Below are 19987 nucleotides of genomic sequence, written 5' to 3' on the forward strand. Positions count from 1 at the left end.
ACTGGCGACGGTGGTGTCGCTGCCCCGCGCTATAGGGAGGATCGATCCGCCGGCCAGAGCCCTTCCGCCGAAATTTGCCGGCCCGATGCCGCTGCGAGGCAGTCAGTTGCCGGCAGAAGGGTAGCGGATCGTCACGCGAAGCCCCGTGCCCGCCGCCTGGGCAAAAAGCACCTCCGCGCGATCGCGGCTGGCAAGCGCGCGCACGATCGCGAGCCCGAGACCGGCGCCGCCCGTTTCGCGGTCGCGCGAAGGGTCGAGGCGATGAAAGGGGGTTCCCAACCCGGCCAGTGCCGCGCTCGGCACGCCCGGGCCATCATCCTCGACGACGATGTCGACGGTGGTGCCACGGGCGTGCGCGGCGACCGTCACTGCATTGCCGTGCCGAACGGCGTTGGCGATCAGATTGTCGAGAATGCGGCGCAACGAGAGCGGCGTCGCCGCGATCGCCAGATCGGCGGGCACGTGCATCAGCGTCACGGGCTCTGCGAGTTCGAGATGGGCACCGACGATCGCCGCGAGTGCGTCAGCGACCCCGACGCGCTCGGGCTCGTTCGGCGGCGCCCCATCACGGTCCGCCAGCAGCAGCGTATCGTTAAGGAGCGCGGTCATCTCGTCGAGGTCGGCGATGGCGCGGGACCGATGACCGACATCGTCGATATATTCGGCGCGCAGGCGAAGCCGGGTGAGATAGGTGCGCAGGTCGTGCGCGATGGCGGCGAGCACGCGCGTGCGCTCGCCCATGAGCGCGCGGATCTGCGCCTTCATGTCGTTGAACGCGGCGGCGAGCGCCCGCACCTCGCGCGGCCCCGCAATCGGAAGGTCGGGCGTATCGAGATTGCCGGCGAAGCGGCGGACCCCCTGCGAGAGCTGGCTGAGCGGGCGCGTGGTCTGGCGGACCGCCACCATCAAGGCGACGAGCAGCACCAGCCCTCCCAGCGCGCCCATCACGGCGCGGCGCCGCAGATAGCCGAGCGCCGAATTGGAGGGCCGGTTGGTGAAGAGCAGCACGCCGCCCTGGTGCAGCGGGATCACGATCCGGATCGGCGCGAAGAAGCGTGCCGGCCGGGCTGTCGGACCGATCAACCGCCCGATCCGCCCGCGTCGCCCGTCCACTTCGACCTGGCGCCCGGGCATCGCGGCATCATAGCGGCGCTCGACATCCCGCAGGGTGCCGGAGCCGCGCTCCGGCGCCGGCCGTGCGGGCGAAAGCGCGACCGAATAGCCGCCGCCTTCGAGTGCATCCACCAGGCCGGCCCGCTCGCGGAGCGGCGCCCGGTCGAGCGCGGCGGCGATCGCGGCGGCCTCTTCCGGACGGGGCAGGTTATAGGGCCGGCGCGCATCATCCGACGAGGGCAGGGCGACGGCGACCACCAGGATCTGGAGCGCGATGAACCCGACGAGCAGGATGGCGGCGAGGCGCAGCGAGAGATTGGATCCAATCGTCATGCCCGCTCGACCTGATGGGTGAATTGATAGCCGCCGCCGCGCACCGTCTTGATCAGGGTCTCGCCGCGTTCGGCGGCCGCGAGTTTGCGGCGCAGACGACTGAGCTGCACATCCACGGCGCGATCGAAGGGCCCGACGCTGCGCCCCCGCGTCCAGTCCAGCAGCTGGTCGCGGTTGAGCACGCGCTGCGGATGGGTGACGAAACACAGCAGCAAGTCGAACTCGCCTGCGGTCAGCGCCATTTCCGTGCCCGCCGGGCAGGCTACCGCGCGGGCGCCGACGTCGAGCGACCAGCCGGCGAAGCGATAGCGCTCGCTGGCGACCGGGACGAATGCGCGATGCCGGTCGCGCGTCCGCCGCAGGATCGCGCGGACGCGCGCCACCAGCTCGCGCGGGTTGAACGGCTTGGCGAGATAGTCGTCCGCGCCCACTTCCAGCCCGACGATACGATCGACGTCGTCGCCCTTGGCCGAGACGATCAACACCGGAATATCGCCGCCGGTCCGCAACCGCCGGCACAGCGAGAGGCCATCCTCGCCCGGCAGCATGATGTCCAGGATGGCGAGATCGACCCGCCGGCGCTCGGCCAGCCGATCGAATTCCTCGGCAGTACGGCAGCCGGCGGCCTCGAGCCCCTCGCGGGTGAGGAGATCGACCACGAGCGCGCGGATTTCGCGGTCGTCCTCGACCACGGCGATGCAACTGGTCTCCATGATGCGGGAATAGCGCGTGGGTTCGTGCGCGCGAAGGGCGCGCGTGCCGGGGTTACACTCTGTTACCTTTCGTCACCGTATCGACGTATCCGCATTACCGCGTGCTTCCATAAGCAGGGTGCGGCGGCCGGACCGTCGCCGGTGCAAGGAGTGCAACATGTACAAAGTCATCCTGAGCGTCGCCGCGCTCGCCGCCGGATGGGCAGCAAGCGCTGTTCCCGCCGAGGCCCAGATAGTGCGCGGCCATGTGGTGCGTGCCCAGGGCGTGCGCGGCCACGGCTTCACCCAATCGCGTTCGGCGTCGCGCCAGCGCGGCGCGGCAACCATCAGCCGCAGCCTTCAGACCAATGGCGGACGCGGCTATCAGGCAACGCGCAGCCGCAACTATGGCCCGGGCCAATATTCCAGCGATCGCAGCGTCCAGGCGAACAACGGCCGCGGCGTCACCAACACGCGCGACGCAAGCTGGGGCAGCGGCGCCTATAACGGCACCCATACCGTTTCCGCCAATGACGGGCGGACCCGCACTCGCAGCACGAGCGCGGTCAACAATGGCGACGGAACGGCGAGCTATACCAGCACGCTTACCGGCGCGAACGGCAGTTCACGCACCGTCTCGGGCACGGTGCCGCGCCCCTGAACTACCCCCCCGCGGCCGCGCCTCAGCCTGCTCTCGTCCACGGGGCGCGGCCGCACCCAAAGGCATAAGGAAGCATGATGAAGACGATGATCCTGGCCGCCGCGGCATTGCTGGCCGCCCCCGCGGCGCTGGCGCAGTCGCAAGGCGAAGGCATGAAGCTGCTGACCGGCGCCGATGCCAATGGCGACGGCGTGGTCACCCGCGACGAATATGCCCGATCGCGCTCGGCCAATTTCACGCGGCTCGATCGCAATCAGGATGGCGCGGTGAGCAAGGCCGACTTCAAGCGGCTGGCCCGCTTCAAGCCCGATGCCGCCCAGCGCCTGGACGCGCTGATCGCGGCGATGGATGCCAACAAGGACGGCAAGGCGACCCGCGCCGAATTCGAAGCGGCGCCGAGGCCGCTGTTCGACCGTGCCGATGCCAATGGCGACGGGCGCATCGACGCCAAGGAAATGGCCGCGGCGAAGGCGCGGTTCGAGGCAATGAAGGCGCAGCGCTGAAGCGGCCGAGGCGATGGCTCAGGCCGTAGCCTCTTGAAAAATGCGGACCGGCAGCGAGCGCCGCAGTTGCGGCCGTTGGAAGCGCTGCTCATTCCTCCCCCGGAGGGGGAGGGGGACCGGCGAAGCCGGTGGAGGGGTAGTCGCCGCGGGCGATAACGACAATGTGGCGGATTGCGGCTTCCAGGTCGGACAGGATGATCTGCGCGGGTATCCTGAGGACCCGAACGCCCTGCGTGCAAAGCCAGGGATCGCGGATCGAGCCGTGGAGCATGCGGAGACTACCCCTCCACCAGCCTGCGGCTGGTCCCCCTCCCCCTCCGGGGGAGGATCAAGGGAAGCATCATCCGCACATTGGCAAAGTCAGCTATCCACCCAATCTCGGATATTCCTGCGCCCTACCGGGAGTGGACGCTTATGCGTTCACGACTAGTGCACGCCCTCGACATGCCCGAGGAACGCCGCGAGTTCCTGGTAGGAGATCAGGTCGTGGAATGCCAGGCCGGCGGTGTCTTCGGTGCTCCAGCGGGTGGTGCCGCGGCGCTGAGGGAGGCCGGGTATCGTCAGGATGACTTCGCTGTCCTTGCGCGGCGGGCGCGGCATGCGAATCTGCGCGCCGGTCTGCGAGACATTCTCGACGATCACGTCGATGTGGCGACCATAGCTGGTGATGCGGCCCTGGCACTGCACCACGAAGCGCGGTGCGCGCGGAGTGTTGCCGTTGATGTCGACGGTGGGCGATTTGGCTTCGGCCAGGATATAGTCGACATCGATATCGGTGGCGAACTCGACGCCGGCGCGTCCGGTGCTGCTCCACACCACGGTGCCCTGGAGGCGATCGCCGCTGCGCAGTTCCACCGCGACCCAGGTGCCGTAGCCGAGTGGCTGATAGGTATCGATCATCATCCCGCTCGCCGAGATGTTGCGCACCCGGCAGAGATGCTCGGCATGGCCCTTGGCGATCAGCTTGCCGACCAGCAGCGTCGTTACGATACGCGGCGCGCGCTCGACCAGCACCGAGGGATCGGCATCGGCAGCTGCGGGGTTCTCCACCAGGTACACGGAACTACTCCCTAGGACTAAACGCATCCTCTCCATTCATTATAGACGCTCGCGTGCAGGCGATCTGACAAAAGAAGGTTAATTTGCGTTAGGCGGGGCTTGCCTGGGTAATCGCGACCTTGCGCAGCACGCCGGGACCGAACGCCTCGTTGCCGGCAGTCATCACGATCTTGCGGAAGGTGTCGAGATCCGGGATCAGCCCGTCGGGGCCCGCCGCCATCGGCGTGCGATAGGTGCGCATGTTGACGGCGTGGAGCAGCAGCGGCAGCCGCGCGGTGACGAACTCGGCCTTGTCCTCGGGGACGCCGAGCTGGACCGAGAACTGGACATAGCCCGACAGGCGGCCATCGGCGAAGACGAGCGGGGCGAGCACCTTGCCGCCATCGACGAAAGCCGGCGCAGCCTCTTCGTGCGCGGCGGCGGCGGCCGAGCCGGGCTTGGCCGGGCCGAGCAGCTTGACCGTCGCGAATGCGGCACCGCCGCCGAGCCCGAGCCCGGCGAGCAGCACCGCCAGCATGAACAGCATCTTCTTCATCGGGCTATGCTCAGAATTTGAAGCTGGAGTCAGAGGGAAGCGACGACGCCTCGCCCTTGACGACAAGCGTGATGCGGCGATTTTCGGCGCGCTCGGGCTGATCGGGATAGACCGGCTTGGTGGCGCCCAGCGCGACGACTTCGGCGATGCGATCGGGAGTCATGCCGGCCGCGATCAGCGCCTGGCGTGCGGCCAGCGCGCGCTCGCCCGAGAGCCGCCAGTTCGCGTCGGCCTGGAGGCCGCCGGCGCCGTCGGTATGCCCCTCGATCGCAAGCTGCGCGCCCGACTGGGCGAGCTTGGCGGCGACCTTCGCGAGCATCGCCCGGGCGAAGGGATTGAGCTCGGCAGTGCCCGAGCGGAACATCGATTGGCGATCGGTGTCCATCAGCGTGATGCGCATGCCGTCGCGATCGGGCTCGAGCTTGTAGTTCTTGCTCGACTGGTCCTGGGGCAGCGAGTCCAGCGCGACCTGCATTTCGGAGGCGACGACGCGCATCGAGGCGTCGGGCACGGCAGCGGTGCCGCCGCGCGACGAGCCCGAGGTCGCGGCGTCGCTGGTCGGCGTGCCGTTGGCGGACGTTCTGTCGGTCGAGGATTTGCGGCTCTGCCCGCCGGCACCGTCCGAAGCGCCCGCGAAAGGCGAGGCGGGGGCTGAATCGGCGATGGCCGGCGAGAAATATTGCGCCAGGCCCTTCAGACGCGCCTTGTCCGGATTGGAGATCAGCCACAGCAGCATGAAGAACGCCATCATCGCGGTCACGAAATCGGCATAGGCGACCTTCCAGGCGCCGCCATGGTGACCCCCGGCGACCTTCTTGACCTTCTTGATGATGATCGGGCGGTCATTGTTGCTGCCATAGGCCATATCAGCCGCCCGCCAGCGCCGAACGTAGCCGCTGCTGCACGGCGCCCAGGCGGACATGGCTGATCGCGGTCAGCGAATCCTCGCCGCCGGCAATCCGATCGAGCAGGCTGACGCATTCGTCGGCATGCTGGATCAGATAGTCGAACGACTGGAGCTGCTCGAGATACGAGCTGGCGAAATGCTCGTCGCAGACAAGCACTTCGGCGAGCTTTTCGAGCATGTCGCGCATCTCGCGGATTTCGCCCGCCATCACGCTGTGGAGCACGCTCGAGAACGGATCGTAGCCGGGAAGCGGATTGGCATTTGCCGCTTGTGCGGCGATGGGGAGGCACGACATCAGAACAGCTCCAGCTCGCCGCCATCGGCGGGCGCGGGGATGGGAACGGGCGGACGCTCGGGCACACGCTCGGCGACCTTGGTGCAGCGGCTGCGGCCTTCGTGCGGCAGGAACTCGATCTTGCGCGCCGAGGTACCGCCGAGATCCGCATGGGCGATGGCGATGCCCTCGGTTTCCATGAAGCGCCGCGCGAAGGCGGCATTCGAGGCACCGATTCCGCCCAGGCCCGAGACGATGGTGGCGCCGCCGTAGAGATGCGCCTGGAGGCGGTTGCGCACCGCACCCCGGGCCATCATCCCGTTGATCAGCAGCTCCATCGCATGGAGCCCGTAGCGCGACATCTCCGACGCGGCGACCTTGTGGTCGGCTCCCGGCTCGCCGAGCAGGAAGTGGTTCATGCCACCCACCTTGGCCACGGGATCGTAGAGGCAGGCCGCGACACAGCTTCCCAGAAGCGTTGCGACCACCACATCGGGCTCGGCCACCACCGCATTCTCGCCTTGTACGATGGAGACCCGGCGCATCAGGTGAGCTCGCCGAAAACGCGTTCGATCTTCTCCTTCAGCGCCGCCGGCGCGAAGGGCTTCACGACATAGTTGTTCACGCCGAGTGCCGCGGCCTTCTGGACGATTTCCTTGTCCGCCGAGCCGGTGAGCATGATGAACACGGTCTTGCCGATCACCGGATCGCCGCGCACGGCCTCCAGGAACTGCAGTCCGTCCATTTCGGGCATATTGAAATCGGAGATGACCAGGTGGACGCGGTCGCTCTTGATCGCCTGGAGTGCCTCGGGGGCACTCGGCTTGTCGCGCACGTCCTTGAAGCCCAGATCCTGCAATGCGCGACGGATCATCGCACGCATACTGGTCTGGTCGTCCACGACCATCACCTTTATCGCTGCAGCAGCAGGCATCAGACGCTCCCAACCTTAACCGTTTCACGGCATGCCTTCAGCAGCGCTTCGGGCATCCCAGACAAACCAACTTCCCTCTCGACCGCGCCGGCCTCCATTGCCGCGCGGGGCATTCCGTAGACCACGCACGTCTCGCGGCTCTGGCCCAGCGTGCGCGCACCCGCGCGCCGCATCGCCAGAAGCCCCGCGGCGCCGTCCTGGCCCATCCCGGTGAGGATGGCGCCGACCGCGGAAGCACCCAAAGGCGCCACCGAGCGGAACAGCACGTCGACCGAAGGCCGATGCCCGGTAACGGGATCGCCCGGGCGGAGCTTGATCCGGCCGGCAGCGCCGCCGTTCAGCTCCATGTGCGCGTCCCCCCCAGGAGCAATATAGACGGTTCCCGGCTGGACCGTGGCGCCATCCGTAGCTTCCACAACATTCACGCGACATTCGGCGTTGAGCCGCGCGGCAAAGCTGCGCGTGAACGTCGCCGGCATGTGCTGGACGATGAGCACGGGCGGACAATCGACCGGCAATGCAGGGAGCAGCGAGAACAACGCCTCGACGCCGCCCGTCGACGATCCGATTGCGATCACTTTGCCCGCGCCGCCGCCGCCGGCGATGCTGGGCTGCGGCGGCAGACGGGTCGGCCCGGCGCGCGCCGCGGAGCGGGCGGCCGTCTTGACCTTCTCGCAGAGCAGCGCAGCGTCGCGCTCGATGTCCTCGGGCGTGCCGCTCGGCTTGGTGACATAGTCGACCGCGCCGAGGCGGAGCGCCTCGATCGTGACTTCCGCGCCGCGCGCGGTGAGCGTCGAGCACATCACCACCGGCATCGGCCGGAGGCGCATGATGCGCTCCAGGAACGACAGCCCGTCCATCCCCGGCATCTCGACGTCGAGCGTCAGCACGTCGGGGTTGAGCGTCTTGATCATGTCGCGCGCCGCGAACGGCTCTGGTGCCATGCCGACCACTTCGATGTCGGGATCGGCTGAAAGCATGCGTTTGAGCGTCGCGCGCATCGAGGCGCTGTCGTCGACGATCAGAGTGCGTACCGGTTGCATTAGTGGACCTCCGGCCTTTGATAGATGGTGTGGCCACATGAACGCATGCGGCTGGCTGCCGGCCCGATCAGACGCTCGGAATGGCCGATATAGAGGTGTGCGCCGGGGGCGAGCTGGTTGACGAAACGGTCTTCCAGCTCTTCCTTGGCGGGATCCCCGAAATAGATCATCACGTTGCGGCAGAAGATGATGTCGTAAGCGGCCTTGAGCGGCCACGGTTCGAACAGGTTGAGCACCTTGGCCGTCACCAGCTGGCGCGCTTCCTCTGCCATCACGAACCCGCCGGGGGCGGGGCGCATCCAGGTGCTGCGATATGGCTCGGGCACGCCATTGGCTGCCTGCTCCGCATAGAAGCCGCGCTGGACCGATTCGACCACGTGCGGGGCGATGTCAGTGGCGAGCAGGCGGACATCGGCGTTGCGCAGCCAGGATGCGGACGTGCGGTCCGTCCCCAGCAGGCACATCGCGATCGTGTACACCTCTTCGCCCGACGAACAGCCCGCCGACCAGATCCGGATCGGACCCTGCTTGCGCTTGAGCACCGGCAGGACGGTCTCGCGGAAATGATCGAAGTGATGCGGCTCGCGGAAGAAATGCGTGTGGTTGGTGGTGAGAGCCACCACCATCGCATGCCGTTCCTTCGGGTCGCTCTGGATCAGTGCGATATAGTCGCTGTAGCGGCTTAGCCCATGCTCGCGCAGCCGGCGCGCGAGGCGCGACTGGACGAGCGTGGTCTTCGCCTCGCTCAGCGCGATGCGTGCATCTTCATGCATGATCGCGGCGATGGCGGCGAAGTCGCGGGGCGTGAGCTCCGCGTTGTGACTCGTCGCCGTGCCTGTGGCGCCGGCAGGCGCCAGCGCGGCGCCCCCGGCGGGGCTCACGCTGCGAGATCCAGATGCTTGGTGAGGCTCAGCGAGTTGAGATCGAGCAGCAGCACCATGGTGCCCTTTTCGTCCCGCGTGCCGTCCTTCTGGCGCGTTGCGATGCGCACCAGGCCGGCGATCACGCTTGCCTCGATGGTCTCGACTTCGGGAGCCGGCTGGATGTCGGTCTCGCTGATCGCGACGATGTCGTTGACTTCGTCGACCAGGAAGCCGGCCTGCTTGCCCAGGATGTTGACCACCAGGATGCACGAGCGGGCATGGATCGCGCTCGGCTCCCAGCCCAGGCGCTCGGCGAGGCCGACCACCGGGATCACGTTGCCGCGCAGGTTGGTGACGCCCTTGATGAAGCTCGGCACGTTGGGGAGCGGCGTGGGCTCATCCCATTCGCGGATCTCGATCAGCGCGCGCATGTCGATCCCGAAGGTCTGCTGGGCGAGCGAGAAGGTGACGATCTTGCGGTCGGTATCGTTCGCCGCGTTCGTTTCGGTGGTCATGCTGCGAGTCCTTTCGGCGTGTAGCGGGTGGTCGAGGCGGCAAGCGCCTCGATGTCGAGGATGAGCGCGATCGAGCCGTCGCCAAGAATGGTGGCGCCGTTCAGCCCGCGGATCGGGTGGAGGTTCTGGTCGAGGCTCTTGATGACCACTTCGCGGCGGTCATCGATGGTGTCGACGACGAGCCCGACCTTGCCCGAGGTTTCGCTCTCGACGATCACCACGAGCGATTCCTCGATCGCGCGGTCGTCGTTGAGGCCGAAGATCTCGGTTGCGCGCTTCACCGACACATATTCGCCGCGCATGTCGATCACTTCGCTGTCGGGCGAGGTGCGCTTTACCTGGCCGACTTCGGGCTGGACCGTCTCGAGCACATGGCTGAGCGGGAGCACGAAGCGCTGGCCGGCGAGACGCACGATCATGCCGTCGAGGATCGCGAGCGTCAGCGGCAGGATCATCGTGAAGGTCGTGCCTTCGCCCGGGACCGAGTTGATCTCGACGCGGCCGCCCAGGGCTTCCACGTTCGAGCGGACCACGTCCATGCCGACGCCGCGACCCGAGATGTTCGAGATCGTTTCGGCGGTCGAGAAGCCCGGCGCGCAGATCAGCTGATCGATTTCCTCGTTGCTGAGCTGGGCATCGGCGGAGATGATCCCCTTCTCGATGGCCTTGGCCTTGACGCGCTCGCGGTTGATGCCGCGGCCATTGTCCTGGACGCGCACGAAGATGCGCGCGCCGCGCTGTTCGGCCGAAAGCTTGATCGTGCCAGCCGGATCCTTGCCCGCCGCGATGCGCTCTTCGGCGCTTTCGAGGCCATGGTCCGCGGCGTTGCGGATCATGTGGGTCAGCGGATCGCCGATCTTCTCGATCACGCCCTTGTCGACTTCGGTGGTCTCACCATAGGTCTCGAGGTTGATCGTCTTGCCGGTCTCGACCGAGAGGTCGCGCAGCATGCGCGGCACACGGCTGAACGCCTGCTTGATCGGCTGCGCGCGCAGCGACATGACATTGTCCTGGATCTGGCGCGTCAGGCGGGCGAGCTCGGGGAGCTCGACGCGCTGGCGGTCGGCCGGCGACAGCCGGTCGGCCAGGATCGAGTTTCGGATCACCAGCTCGCCGACCAGGTTGAGCAGCAGATCGAGCTTGCCGAGATCGACGCGGATCGTCTGCGCCGCCTCGTTCGCTGCCTTGGGAGCAACGGCGGCGGCGGGCGCTTCGACCGGCGCTTTTGCCGGCACCGGCGCCGCCGTGGCGGCGGCGATCGCACCGACGACCTGCTCGATGTTCGCATTGAAGTCGTCGATCAGCGCCGTGACGGGCACGAAGCCCATTTCGTCGGATGCTTCCGCAACCTCGGCAGCCGGGGCCGCGGCGAGGGCAGGGACAGCAGCCGCGCCACGCGTCACTTCGACGACCGAGTTCTGGTGCGACGAAGTCGAAGCAGTCGTTGATGTCGCTTTCGGCGACATCGCCCGGCATGCTCAGCGTCCAGGTGAAATAGGCTTCCTCGGGGTCGAGGTCGCGCAGCGCCGGAACCTCCGAGACGTCGACCGACTCGATCGTCGCGCCAAGCGTTTCGAGCTCGCGGATGATCAGCAGCGGCTCGCCGGCATTGGCGAGCGCCGCACGCGACGGCTTGAAGCGGATCGTCCAGTTCGCGGCGGACTCGGGGCCGGAGCCGTCGAGGTCGTCGAGCGCGAACGCGACCGGCGTGAAGCCGAACTCGTCCTCCGCCGGAGCGGGCGCCGCGACGGGCTCAGGCGCTGCGGTCGCCGGCGCGGCGACATCGTCGCCCGCACCCTTGTCGGCCAGCACCTTCTCGAGGGCTGCGAGCGCTGCGGCGTCGTTGGGACGACCGGCCAGGCCCTTGGCGGCTTCGACATGGTCCGAGAGCACGTCGAACGAGCTCAGCATGACCTTGACGACACCGGCCGATGGCGCGATCTTGCCGCTGCGCACTTCGTCGAGGACGTTCTCGAACTTGTGTGCGAATGCAGTCAGATCGGCATGGCCGAACGCGCCGGCGCCGCCCTTGATCGAGTGGACTGCGCGGAACACGCCCGCGATGGTCCCGGCCGAGACGTCGCCCGCCTGCATCGCAGACAGACCCTGTTCGGCGGTGGTGAGACCTTCAGTGCATTCCTCGAAGAAGATTGCCTGAATTTCGTCGAGTTCGTCGCTCACGGGCACACGCGGCGGATCGCCGCCCCCAGCTTGGTCGCTTCGAAGGGCTTGGTGATCCAGCCGGTGGCGCCGGCGGAGCGGGCGCGCTGCTTCTTCTCATCCGAGAATTCGGTCGACAGCACCAGGATCGGCGTGCCGCGGAACTGGCCTTCGGCGCGCACCGCCTCGATCAGCTCGAAGCCGTCCATCTTGGGCATGTTGATGTCGGTGATCAACAGGTCGGGCTTGACCTCGTGCATGCGCTCGAGACCATGTTCGCCGTCATTGGCGCTCTCGATGCGATAGCCCTGGGCGGTCAGCGACGTCTTGAGCAGCATGCGCATGCTCGCCGAGTTGTCGACGGTAAGGATCAACTTGCTCACTGGACGTCTCCGATTTCGAGGCCGATCGCGTCCACCAGGTGGCAACTTGTCACGCGTTCGACAAAAGCTTGGCTAGGGTTGAGGATACGGAAGGGGTGGCCGTTGGCCTGGGCCTCGTTGCGTGCCGCGACGAGGATCTGGAGCACGGCTTGGCCGACGCTCTCGACGTCCGACGCATCGACTTCGACGGCATCGTCTTGGTCGGCGGCGAGGGCGAGGCGCGCGCGCAGGTCTTCCGCGGTTACGGTGGTTCCGTGCGCGGGAAGGCGCAGCGAGCGGTCGTCCGCCTCAGGCAGTTGCAGGGTTGAGTCCATTTTTCGCCTCGTCGAGAGCAGTTTCGAGTTGCTGGAAGGTCGGCGCATAGGCCGACGGCGTCATGCGGCGCGCGATCTCGATCGCGACCTGAACCGGCTGGTTCTGGGCGTAGGCGACGATCGCGGTCTTCACGATGAAGAAGGGCTTTGAATCCTCTTCGATCGTTTCGAGCAGCTTCGCGGCCAGCGGACCGACCAGGCAATAGCTGAGCAGAATTCCGAGGAAGGTGCCGACGAGCGCGCCGCCGATCATCGCGCCGAGGATCTCGGTCGGCTGATCGATCGAGCCCATCGTCTTGATGACGCCAAGCACCGCGGCGACGATGCCGACTGCGGGCAGACCGTCTGCCATGATCTGCAGCGCGTGCTGCGGATGCGCCTCTTCGTGGTGATGCTTTTCGATATCGGCATCCATCGCCGCATCGAGCTGATGCGGATCCTCGAAATTGACCGTCATCATGCGAAGATAGTCGCACATGAATTCGATCAGGTGATGGTCCTTGAGCAGCCGGGGATAGGGCGCGAACAGCGTGCTTTCCTCGGGCTTGTCGAGATGCGGCTCGAGTGCAGTGGCGCCGCCCTTCTTGAAGGTCGACAGCACGCTGAACATCAGGGTGAGCAGGTCCTTATAGTCCTGCGCCTTCCATTTGCCGCCCTTGAAGGCGCGTGTGATGCCCTTGCCGGCCTTCTTCAGCGTGCTCATCGAGTTGGACACGATGAACGCGCCGATCGACGCCCCGCCGATCGCCATCAGTTCGTGCGGCAGGGCATGCAGGATGATCTCGAACTTGCCGCCCGAGATCATGAAGCTGCCGAACACGCAGACTAGGATAATGATGAAACCGATGCCGTTCAGCATTGCGGTGGCCAATTCTTTCTGTAGTTTGTCTGTGAATTATAGAGGCTATTCGACGGGCAGGGGTGTCACCCGTCGAATTTGCATCAAGCGGCGTTGGCGTTGGCGTTCTGGGGAACGGCGGCAGCGGGGTTGGCCAGGGTCTCGCGCGTCGCGATCGGCCGAAAGACCACCGCGAGCATCATCGGGCGGTCATCGGCACGCGCCGGGGGCGGGACCATCATGAACGCATATTCGTCGTTGCAGCGGAACAGGTGCGGCGCAGCCTGCTCCATCCCCTCCAGCGACGGGTTGGCATCGATCTCTTCGCCGCCCGCGCGTTCCTTCTCGGCGAGAAAGCGGTCCACCGGCATGAACGTTGCGCTCTCCACCTGAACCCAGTCGAACAGCTGGCCGAACTGGAGGCCCACCGAGAAGCGGCAGTCGCCGATCGGAATGGGGGCGAGGAAATAACCGTCATGCGTCGGTGTGGCGGTAATCTGTCCGGTCGAGACGTTGGTCCCGTCGGCGACGATCACCGGCAGCGAGATCGTGGTATCGACGAAATCGGCATATTTGAGCGGCAGCCCGAAGCGCTTCTGCGCGAGGAGGCTGAGCTTGACCGCCAGACCCTCGCCATGCAGCTCGGCAGGGAGATACATCCGCGACGCGCTCTTCATGTAGAACAGGCCGCGCTGGCGCAGTCCGCGCTTGGCCGTGGCAGGATCGAACAGGGGGACAGTATAGTCGACGCCGAGATTGACGTCGTGCTCGAAGGCACTGAGCACGGCGAGTTCGTCCGCCATCGGCAAGAACATCAGACGGGTCAGCACGCTCGCAGCGCCGCGGCGCCACATCGCGGCGTCCTGGGGAGCGGCGGCGGCGCGGATCGCAACGTCCTTCTGCGCCCGTGCGAAGCGTAGGCAGCCTTCCTGGATGCGGTCGCGCATGGCGCTCTGGCGGCCCTTGATGCTGCTGCCGCGGCGGATCGGAGTGCCGTCCTGCTTGTAATCGACGACCGAGCCCTGCGCGGCGGTGCACGCCTGCTCGATCACGGCGACGTTCCCGCTCAGCGCCTCGAGCGTGGAGAAGTCGTAATGGTCGGGGCCGATCAGCCCCTTCTTGTCGAGGCCGGGCAGCGACTGTTCGCGCAGCAGCAGATAGCGGCCGGCGACCTGGACGCCCAGCGCGCGCTTGAGCAGCGGCTCGACATCGTTCTGGACCGAGCCGTTATAGCCGAGATCGATCAGCATCAGCGTGTCGCCGGGCTGCGGATCGACCGCGCGGCGGACATGCGCGACCAACCGCTCGCCAAAGGCGCGGCTGTTGGTCAGGATCTGGCGCATCCGCTGCGGATGGCGGATTTCCTTGAAGAACGCGCCGAACGACGTCGGCGGCACCTTCTTCTGGATCGCGGCAATTTCGCTGGGCGGAAGCAGCATCTGCTTCATCAACACTTCCAGGTCGCTGCCGACTTCGGCCTCGAGATAGCGCTCGACGGCGGCCTGGTCGCTATACGACGCGGCGGAGGCAGTGAACCGGCTGATCTCGATCGCATGGCCCGCGTCGTCGCTGCCGTTCGCCTGGTGGACGCGCAGCGGCAGATAGCCGTCGCGCATCATGAAGAGATAATGGACCTTGCCGCCATGCTGCGCGCGCAGCGCCTCGGCCTCGCTGTCGATCCAGCGATCGAAGGCGTGGAGCACCGGGCCGAGCGTCGCGAAGCCGAAGCCCTCGGCGGCGTCGGCGATCTGCGGTTCGACCGCGGCGAGCGTCGCGCGGTGCGGCTGGTGCGTGGTCGCGGTCTGCGCCGCAGCGGGGTGCAGGATCGCGCTCACCGAGGATTCGAGGCGCAGGCGCTGCTCGGTCGCTTCGGTGAATTGCTTGAGGTGGAGCGTGTTGACGCCGAACCTGGCGACTCCGCCGACATCGGCGCCATGATTGTCGCCGATGTGGAGGATCTGGTGCGGCTTGACCTTCAGTTCCTTGAGGACGAGCTCGTACAGGCCCTCATTTTTCGAACGGCCATAGACCGACGAACAGAAGAAGCGGTCGATCAGCGCGGCGACGTCTTCGCCGGCCGCCGCGGCGATCAGGCCGCGCAGCTGCTTGGCGTCGAGATAGGTGTCCGACGCGATGATGATTGGAAGCCCGCGGCGCTTGGCCTCGCGCATCAGCGCCACCGCCGGCGCGAAGGCAAAGCAGTGTGCCGCCTCGGCGTCGAGCTCGGCCTGGACGGCGTCGGCGACGGTCTTGGCATCGGCATTGGGCAGCAGCGCGCGATAGATGTCGGCGATGCCGACCTCGAGCTGCTTGCGGCGCATCGCCGAACCGGTGCGCGCGCGCTGCTCGGCCCAGCGGCGCTGCAGCACGTTGCAGTGATCGAAGGCGCCGAACAGGTCGTGCGGCGCGTGGACGTCGCGCCACAGCAGCGTGTCGAAACAGTCGAGCGAGAGCAGCTTGATCTGGTCGCGCCCGTCGAGCGCCGACGGCAAGTCGTGCGGAAGGATGGAGTCGGTCAATGCGATTTCCCTGGAAAGCGCGTCCGCATTGAATGGACGCATAATTCTTATAGGAGGGTCGCAGCCCCTACCGGCGATTTCGTTCTAGAATGGGAGAGTCATCAAAGGAGCCAGCATGACTCTGAGTGCCTATCAGGTGGCCCGCAGCCGGGCCGAAACGCCGCGTGCAGCCGAATTTCGGCTGATGAGCGAAATCACGGGCGAAATGATGGATGCCGAAACCGCCGGTCTTAAGGGAGCGATGCTGATGCGTCCGCTTCACCGCAACCGGGAGATGTGGTCGACCTTCGCCACCGATTGCGGTGCGACCGGGAACGGCCTTCCGCACGCCTTGCGCGCGCAGATCATCTCGATCGGCCTGTTCGTCGAACGCTTCACCAGCGACGTGATCGCGGGCCGCGAGCCGGTCAGCGAGCTCATCGAGATCAATCGCACGATCATGGAAGGGCTTCGCGGGCAGCGTCTCGCCGCCTGAAGCCACTCGGATCGACTGTAGCAAAAAGGGCGTCGCGGGAAACCGCGGCGCCCTTTTGCTTTGGCGGACGCCGGCCTGCGTATGGATCCGGAGGGGCAGCGCTCGCAGGTCGCCGCGCGCTCCCGCCTCTCGGCACTCGGCGCACAAGCGAAGGGCGCCCCGGCATTGCCGGGACGCCCTTCTAACAATTCGGCGATACGAAACGCTTAGAACGCGTTCCAGTCGTCCCCGCCTGCGCTCGCCATCGCGGCGACCGGCAGTGGCTTGACCGGCGAGACATAGCCCCCGGCCTTGGCCCGCGGCTTGGCCACCGGTGCGGTGCGCGCCACAAAGCGGCGGCTTTCCTCGCCGATGGTGAACTTGCCGGCCTGCTCGGCGAGCGAGGCGACTTCGCCGGTGAGGTTGCGCGCCGCCGCCGAGGTCTCTTCGACCATCGCCGCGTTCTGCTGGGTGGCCTGATCCATCGTGCCGATCGCGGTGCTCACCTGGGAGATCGCCGTCGATTGCGCCTGGTTGTCGATCGCCATGTCGCTCAGCAGCGCATGGACCTCGCCGACGTCCTTGGCGATATCGGCCAGCGCGCCATCGACCTTGCCGACCATTTCCACCGCCGAGACGATGTCGGTCTGGGTGGCGGTCAGCTGGTCGCGTGCCCGTGCCGCTTCTTCTTCCGAGCGCATCGCCAGGGCCGAGACGAGATCGGCGACGACGGCGAAGCCACGGCCGGCTTCACCCGCCCGTCCGGCTTCCACCGCCGCGTTCATCGCGAGGACGCGCGTCTGGAAGGCGATCTTGTCGAGGCCTTCGATGACGCTGTCGATGCCCTTGGCGCCCTCGGCGACCCGGCCCATCGCCTGCACGGCTTCGTCGGCGATGCCGCGGCCGCCCGAGACCGTCGAGATCGCGCCATCGGCACGCCCCACGGTGCGGCTTGCCGCTTCGGCGGTTGCCCTGAGGCGTCCGTCCATCTGGGTGATCGCGGCCGAAGTCTCCTCGAGGCTCGCGGCATTGGCTTCGGTGCGGCGTGCCAGGTCCTCGGACGCCTGGGCGATCTCGGCCGATCCGGTGCGAATGCTCGCTGCCGATTCGGTGACTGCGCCGATCAGCCCGCGCAGGCTCTCGAGCGCGCCGTTGAAGTTGGTCTTGAGCGCGCCATAGCTGCCCGGAAAATCCGCCGCGATCGGCGTGCTCAGATCGCCATGGGTAAGTCGCGACAAGGCTTCGCCAAGCGTGTCGACGACAGCGCCCTGCTCGGCGGCAGTGCTCTTCTCGCGCACCGCGGCGTCGCGGAAGGTCAGCATCGCGCGGGCCATGCGGCCGACGCAGTCCTGATATTCGGTGAACAGGATGGGCTGCTCGAGCTCCCCAGCTGCCAAGCCTTCCATCCGCACCACCGTGGTAACATAGGGGTCGCAGATCGCCGTGCGCCACATCGCGCAGGCGACGGCCGCGCCGCCGATTAGCACGAGCTGCACCGGGGCGGCGATCCACCAGGGCAAAGCGAGCCCGGCCAGGCCGACCACGACCATCGTTGCGATCAGCGTCGAGAATGCGAAAAACGTCTTTTGTCTAATGGGTGCGACAACCCGAAACCAATGCATTGCTGCAATTCCTCCTTATGATCCCGGTCGGAGGACCGTTGGCTCATTTATAGAGGGGCGGCGGATCGGATCGGTTTCAACCTAAGTAAGAAACCGGAGCCCCGACCTCCGGGTTGGCCCATAATATATATCAATATCAGTGACGTAGCCTATATGCGCGATTGCTGCATTATTTTTGTTGCTCAACATTCGGCCATGAAAAGGGCGCCCCGGCAGTGCCGGAGCGCCCTGATGCGACCCCTGGGGGATGGCTTAGAACGAAGTCCAGTCGTCCGAGGAGGAGGCCGATGCCATTGCGGCGACGGGCAGCGCCTGGACCGGCGAGACATAGCCGCCCGGTTTGGCGCCCGACTTGGCGGCCGCCTTGGGCGCCCTGGCCGGTGCCCGGGCGGGCGCGGGGGCGGCGGGCCGGCGGATCTCGCCACCGATGACGAACTTCGAAGCCTGGTCAGCAAGCGAAGTCACTTCGCCCAGCAGGTTGCGCGCGGCGGCGGAGGTCTGCTCGACCATCGCGGCGTTCTGCTGGGTCGACTGGTCCATCGTGCCCACGGCGACGCTGATCTGGGTGATCGCGGTCGACTGGGCCTGGTTGTCGGTCGCCATGTTGCCGAGCAGGGCATGAACCTCGCCGACATCGGTGGCGATCTCGGCAAGTGCGCCGTCGACCTTGCTGACCATCTCCACCGCCGAGACGATGTCGGTCTGGGTCGCGGTGAGCTGGTCGCGGGCGCGGGCCGCCTCTTCTTCCGAACGCATCGCCAGCGCCGAAACCAGGTCTGCGACCACCGCGAAGCCGCGCCCGGCTTCGCCGGCGCGGCCGGCTTCGACGGCGGCGTTCATCGCGAGAACGCGGGTCTGGAAGGCGATCTTGTCGAGGCCCTCGATGACGCTGTCGATGCCCTTGGCGCCCGCGGCGACGCGGTTCATCGCCTGCACCGCTTCGTCGGCGACCGAGCGGCCGCCCGCGACGGTGGCGATCGCTCCGTCGGCGCGATCGACCGTGCGGCCGGCGGCCGTGGCGGTGGCCTTGAGGCGGCCGTCCATCTGGGTGACCGCGGCCGAGGTTTCTTCGAGGCTCGCGGCATTGGCTTCGGTGCGGCGGGCCAGGTCTTCGGAGGCCTGGGCGATTTCGCCCGAGCCGGTGCGGATCGACGCAGTCGAATCCATCACCGCGCCGATCAGCGTGCGCAAATTGGTCAGCGCATCGTTGAAATTGACCCTCACCGATTCATAGGTCGGCGAGAAGCTGGCATCGATGCGGGCGGTCAGGTCGCCCTGGGCGAGCTGGCCAAGGCCGGTCTCGAGCAATTCGACGACCAGGCGCTGCTCGGCATCGGCACGTGCCTTTTCGGCCTGTGCCGCTTCCTGTGCAACCGCGGCGTCGCGGAACACCAGCACTGCCTTGGCCATCGGCCCCAGTTCGTCGGCGCGTTCGGTGCCGGCGACTTCGACACTGTTATTGCCCGCTGCGAGCTTGGCCATCGTGTCCTGCAGCGACGCGATCGGGGCAGTGATGCCGATACGCGATACCAGGAAGCCGATGACCAGCGCGGCGATGATTGCGATCACGCTGACGACGAGCATCATCGTCGACGTGCTGCTCGCGGTTACCGAGAGCGCGGCCGAAATCTTGCTGGCTTCGGCCACGCGCGCGTCGTTAGCGTCAGCGAGTTCCTTGCTGAGCGAGTCCAGCTTGGTATCAAGTCCCGCCAGCTTGGCGCGTGCAGCCTCGTCCTGATTCTGCGAGCCGAAGCGCACCGCCTCGATCGCGCCCTGCTGAATATCGTCGAGCTTGGCGCGGATCGCGTCGATATCCGCGGCGCTTTCGGGGGCCACGGCCTTGACGTCGTCCAGGATCTTTACCGCTTTGTCATAGGCGGTCCGCTCCAATTCCGCCGAGGCGCGATTTTCCGCCGAGCCGCCATCATAGGCCATCACGCGATAGCTGGCGTAGAGCATCTGGGTGGCGAAGCGATTGACTCGCGCGAGCTTGGTCGCGATCGGCAGCTTGACGTCGGTGAGTTCCGAATAGTCGGCGTCCGACTTGAGCAGCACGCGCGAGCCGTAAAAAGAGACGACGAGCGTGACGACGCCGAGCATCAGCAACAGCGCCATGATCTTGGTCGGAATTTTGAAACGGGCGAGAAGGTCCGCCATGGCATACCCTTTACTGAAGGATGACGCGCGCACCCACGTGCACGGCCGTATGATTTAGTATCTTATAGGTGCGATGACTTGCCCGATGCGGAGGAATAGCCTCCGGTA

20 protein-coding genes and 1 pseudogene are annotated in these 19987 nt (G+C 66.6%); 3 read left to right on the plus strand and 18 right to left on the minus strand.

Annotated features, from left to right (window positions below):
* Window positions 1-102: 102 nt before the first annotated feature.
* Both AB2M62_RS02320 and AB2M62_RS02325 read right to left on the minus strand, forming a co-directional pair.
* Complete coding sequence (locus AB2M62_RS02320; protein ID WP_404337457.1) at window positions 103-1446, minus strand: ATP-binding protein; 1344 nt, start codon at window positions 1444-1446, stop codon at window positions 103-105.
* Window positions 1443-2159 (minus strand): response regulator, encoded by a 717-nt coding sequence (locus AB2M62_RS02325; protein WP_404337459.1) that lies wholly within the window; start codon window positions 2157-2159, stop codon window positions 1443-1445. The genes AB2M62_RS02320 and AB2M62_RS02325 overlap by 4 nt, the downstream gene beginning before the upstream one ends.
* A gap of 157 nt (window positions 2160-2316) precedes the next feature.
* Here AB2M62_RS02325 and AB2M62_RS02330 point away from each other — a divergent pair, with 157 nt between their 5' ends.
* Both AB2M62_RS02330 and AB2M62_RS02335 read left to right on the plus strand, forming a co-directional pair.
* Window positions 2317-2799, plus strand: coding sequence for a hypothetical protein (locus tag AB2M62_RS02330; RefSeq protein ID WP_404337461.1), 483 nt, complete (start codon window positions 2317-2319; stop codon window positions 2797-2799).
* Between the two features lie 77 nt (window positions 2800-2876).
* Entirely contained in the window at window positions 2877-3302 is a 426-nt protein-coding gene (locus AB2M62_RS02335) for an EF-hand domain-containing protein (protein ID WP_404337463.1), read from the plus strand.
* A 426-nt stretch (window positions 3303-3728) separates the two neighbouring features.
* Here the strand turns inward: AB2M62_RS02335 and AB2M62_RS02340 are convergent, their stop codons facing one another.
* The 14 genes and pseudogenes from AB2M62_RS02340 to AB2M62_RS02405 form a co-directional block, all read right to left on the minus strand.
* A complete protein-coding gene (locus AB2M62_RS02340; RefSeq protein ID WP_404337464.1) occupies window positions 3729-4361 on the minus strand; it encodes a PilZ domain-containing protein in 633 nt (210 codons plus the stop codon).
* A gap of 88 nt (window positions 4362-4449) precedes the next feature.
* Window positions 4450-4896: a hypothetical protein gene (locus AB2M62_RS02345; RefSeq protein WP_404337466.1), complete on the minus strand. Its 447-nt coding sequence runs from the start codon at window positions 4894-4896 to the stop codon at window positions 4450-4452.
* Between the two features lie 10 nt (window positions 4897-4906).
* Complete coding sequence (locus AB2M62_RS02350) at window positions 4907-5761, minus strand: flagellar motor protein MotB (protein ID WP_404337468.1); 855 nt, start codon at window positions 5759-5761, stop codon at window positions 4907-4909.
* 1 nt (window position 5762) lies between these two features.
* On the minus strand, window positions 5763-6098 hold the full coding sequence (locus tag AB2M62_RS02355) for a hypothetical protein (protein ID WP_404337470.1): 336 nt from the start codon (window positions 6096-6098) through the stop codon (window positions 5763-5765).
* Window positions 6098-6622 carry a chemotaxis protein CheD gene (locus tag AB2M62_RS02360; RefSeq protein WP_404337472.1) on the minus strand — a complete coding sequence of 175 codons (525 nt, stop codon included), beginning with the start codon at window positions 6620-6622 and terminating at the stop codon, window positions 6098-6100. The genes AB2M62_RS02355 and AB2M62_RS02360 overlap by 1 nt, the downstream gene beginning before the upstream one ends.
* Window positions 6622-7011 (minus strand): response regulator, encoded by a 390-nt coding sequence (locus AB2M62_RS02365; RefSeq protein WP_404337474.1) that lies wholly within the window; start codon window positions 7009-7011, stop codon window positions 6622-6624. The genes AB2M62_RS02360 and AB2M62_RS02365 overlap by 1 nt, the downstream gene beginning before the upstream one ends.
* Window positions 7011-8054: a chemotaxis response regulator protein-glutamate methylesterase gene (locus tag AB2M62_RS02370; protein WP_404337476.1), complete on the minus strand. Its 1044-nt coding sequence runs from the start codon at window positions 8052-8054 to the stop codon at window positions 7011-7013. Before AB2M62_RS02370 ends, AB2M62_RS02365 begins: the two co-directional genes overlap by 1 nt.
* The gene (locus AB2M62_RS02375) at window positions 8054-8935 is read right to left on the minus strand and encodes a CheR family methyltransferase (protein ID WP_404337478.1); all 882 of its coding nucleotides are present in this window, start codon (window positions 8933-8935) and stop codon (window positions 8054-8056) included. Before AB2M62_RS02375 ends, AB2M62_RS02370 begins: the two co-directional genes overlap by 1 nt.
* A complete protein-coding gene (locus AB2M62_RS02380) occupies window positions 8932-9432 on the minus strand; it encodes a chemotaxis protein CheW (RefSeq protein WP_404337480.1) in 501 nt (166 codons plus the stop codon). Before AB2M62_RS02380 ends, AB2M62_RS02375 begins: the two co-directional genes overlap by 4 nt.
* Window positions 9429-11613 (minus strand): annotated as a pseudogene (locus tag AB2M62_RS02385) (chemotaxis protein CheA). The gene AB2M62_RS02380 and the pseudogene AB2M62_RS02385 overlap by 4 nt, the downstream one beginning before the upstream one ends.
* Window positions 11610-11975: a response regulator gene (locus AB2M62_RS02390; protein WP_404337482.1), complete on the minus strand. Its 366-nt coding sequence runs from the start codon at window positions 11973-11975 to the stop codon at window positions 11610-11612. The pseudogene AB2M62_RS02385 and the gene AB2M62_RS02390 overlap by 4 nt, the downstream one beginning before the upstream one ends.
* The gene (locus AB2M62_RS02395) at window positions 11972-12289 is read right to left on the minus strand and encodes a lipid asymmetry maintenance protein MlaB (RefSeq protein WP_404337484.1); all 318 of its coding nucleotides are present in this window, start codon (window positions 12287-12289) and stop codon (window positions 11972-11974) included. The genes AB2M62_RS02390 and AB2M62_RS02395 overlap by 4 nt, the downstream gene beginning before the upstream one ends.
* Window positions 12264-13148, minus strand: a complete 885-nt coding sequence (gene motA, locus AB2M62_RS02400; RefSeq protein ID WP_404337486.1) for a flagellar motor stator protein MotA — start codon at window positions 13146-13148, stop codon at window positions 12264-12266. The genes AB2M62_RS02395 and motA overlap by 26 nt, the downstream gene beginning before the upstream one ends.
* An 83-nt stretch (window positions 13149-13231) precedes the next feature.
* On the minus strand, window positions 13232-15646 hold the full coding sequence (locus AB2M62_RS02405; RefSeq protein ID WP_404337488.1) for an HAD family hydrolase: 2415 nt from the start codon (window positions 15644-15646) through the stop codon (window positions 13232-13234).
* A gap of 115 nt (window positions 15647-15761) precedes the next feature.
* Between AB2M62_RS02405 and flaF the strand changes: the two genes are divergently transcribed.
* Window positions 15762-16121 carry a flagellar biosynthesis regulator FlaF gene (gene flaF, locus AB2M62_RS02410; protein ID WP_404337489.1) on the plus strand — a complete coding sequence of 120 codons (360 nt, stop codon included), beginning with the start codon at window positions 15762-15764 and terminating at the stop codon, window positions 16119-16121.
* A 206-nt stretch (window positions 16122-16327) separates the two neighbouring features.
* On the opposite strand, the gene AB2M62_RS02415 is transcribed toward flaF, so the two are convergent.
* Together AB2M62_RS02415 and AB2M62_RS02420 are read right to left on the minus strand one after the other, a co-directional pair.
* Window positions 16328-17722, minus strand: a complete 1395-nt coding sequence (locus AB2M62_RS02415; RefSeq protein WP_404337491.1) for a methyl-accepting chemotaxis protein — start codon at window positions 17720-17722, stop codon at window positions 16328-16330.
* A 252-nt stretch (window positions 17723-17974) separates the two neighbouring features.
* Complete coding sequence (locus tag AB2M62_RS02420) at window positions 17975-19879, minus strand: methyl-accepting chemotaxis protein (protein ID WP_404337492.1); 1905 nt, start codon at window positions 19877-19879, stop codon at window positions 17975-17977.
* Window positions 19880-19987 lie beyond the last annotated feature (108 nt).

Source organism: Sphingomonas sp. MMS12-HWE2-04 (genome assembly GCF_044881185.1).
Classification (GTDB): domain Bacteria; phylum Pseudomonadota; class Alphaproteobacteria; order Sphingomonadales; family Sphingomonadaceae; genus Sphingomonas.

Excerpts from the sequence above, each read along its gene's own strand:
- AB2M62_RS02320 (WP_404337457.1), bottom strand. The coding sequence starts at position 1,446 with ATGACGATTGGATCCAATCTCTCGCTGCGCCTCGCCGCCATCCTGCTC.
- AB2M62_RS02325 (WP_404337459.1), bottom strand. The coding sequence starts at position 2,159 with ATGGAGACCAGTTGCATCGCCGTGGTCGAGGACGACCGCGAAATCCGC.
- AB2M62_RS02330 (WP_404337461.1), top strand. The coding sequence starts at position 2,317 with ATGTACAAAGTCATCCTGAGCGTCGCCGCGCTCGCCGCCGGATGGGCA.
- AB2M62_RS02335 (WP_404337463.1), top strand. The coding sequence starts at position 2,877 with ATGAAGACGATGATCCTGGCCGCCGCGGCATTGCTGGCCGCCCCCGCG.
- AB2M62_RS02345 (WP_404337466.1), bottom strand. The coding sequence starts at position 4,896 with ATGAAGAAGATGCTGTTCATGCTGGCGGTGCTGCTCGCCGGGCTCGGG.
- AB2M62_RS02350 (WP_404337468.1), bottom strand. The coding sequence starts at position 5,761 with ATGGCCTATGGCAGCAACAATGACCGCCCGATCATCATCAAGAAGGTC.
- AB2M62_RS02355 (WP_404337470.1), bottom strand. The coding sequence starts at position 6,098 with ATGTCGTGCCTCCCCATCGCCGCACAAGCGGCAAATGCCAATCCGCTT.
- AB2M62_RS02360 (WP_404337472.1), bottom strand. The coding sequence starts at position 6,622 with ATGCGCCGGGTCTCCATCGTACAAGGCGAGAATGCGGTGGTGGCCGAG.
- AB2M62_RS02365 (WP_404337474.1), bottom strand. The coding sequence starts at position 7,011 with ATGCCTGCTGCTGCAGCGATAAAGGTGATGGTCGTGGACGACCAGACC.
- AB2M62_RS02370 (WP_404337476.1), bottom strand. The coding sequence starts at position 8,054 with ATGCAACCGGTACGCACTCTGATCGTCGACGACAGCGCCTCGATGCGC.
- AB2M62_RS02380 (WP_404337480.1), bottom strand. The coding sequence starts at position 9,432 with ATGACCACCGAAACGAACGCGGCGAACGATACCGACCGCAAGATCGTC.
- AB2M62_RS02395 (WP_404337484.1), bottom strand. The coding sequence starts at position 12,289 with ATGGACTCAACCCTGCAACTGCCTGAGGCGGACGACCGCTCGCTGCGC.
- motA (WP_404337486.1), bottom strand. The coding sequence starts at position 13,148 with ATGCTGAACGGCATCGGTTTCATCATTATCCTAGTCTGCGTGTTCGGC.
- flaF (WP_404337489.1), top strand. The coding sequence starts at position 15,762 with ATGACTCTGAGTGCCTATCAGGTGGCCCGCAGCCGGGCCGAAACGCCG.
- AB2M62_RS02415 (WP_404337491.1), bottom strand. The coding sequence starts at position 17,722 with ATGCATTGGTTTCGGGTTGTCGCACCCATTAGACAAAAGACGTTTTTC.
- AB2M62_RS02420 (WP_404337492.1), bottom strand. The coding sequence starts at position 19,879 with ATGGCGGACCTTCTCGCCCGTTTCAAAATTCCGACCAAGATCATGGCG.